The following is a 627-nucleotide window of genomic DNA, read 5'->3' as shown; positions in this document are numbered from 1 at the left end:
CTAATAAAACAAAATTTAGGGGAATGATCATGTCACAAAGTGTTCTTTTTTAATAGAAAATGGAAAAACGGACGTAACTAGGGAACAACAAAACTAAATAAACAATGTACTAAATATTCAACATATTTTTATTTCGCTCCGCAAAAGCAAATCTGGCAAAGTCATCTCACGTACCTCTTTGGGGAATAAGTTGTTTATGAGTCAGAAACCCTATAAAAAAAGGTTCATTTTCCTCACGGTAATCACCTGTATATATTTTACAATAGTAGTGATAGTGATAAAAGAGGAGGGTACCAAATGAAGGTTTCAAAAACAATGCTGCTAAGCACTGCCGCGGGTTTATTGCTTAGCCTGACAGCAACCTCGGTGTCGGCTCATTATGTGAATGAGGAACATCTTTTCAAAGTGACTGCACACACGGAGACAGATCCGGTCGCATCTGGCGATGACGCAGCAGATGACCCGGCCATTTGGGTTCATGAAAAACACCCGGAAAAAAGCAAGCTGATTACAACAAATAAGAAGTCAGGGCTCGTTGTGTATGATTTAGACGGAAAACAGCTTCATTCTTATGAGTTTGGCAAGCTCAATAATGTCGATCTGCGCTATGATTTTCCATTGAACGGC

The 627-nt window shown here is 39.4% G+C and carries 1 protein-coding gene; it reads left to right on the top strand.

Annotation, left to right across the window (positions count from 1 at the left end; translation table 11 throughout):
* Nucleotides 1-297: 297 nt before the first annotated feature.
* The coding region (locus ACWHAR_RS28770; protein WP_452088659.1) for a phytase at nt 298-627 on the top strand (330 nt) is incomplete at its 3' end.

It is taken from the genome of Bacillus sp. LR--39, assembly GCF_053613335.1.
This window is presented reverse-complemented; position numbering and strand designations above follow the sequence as displayed.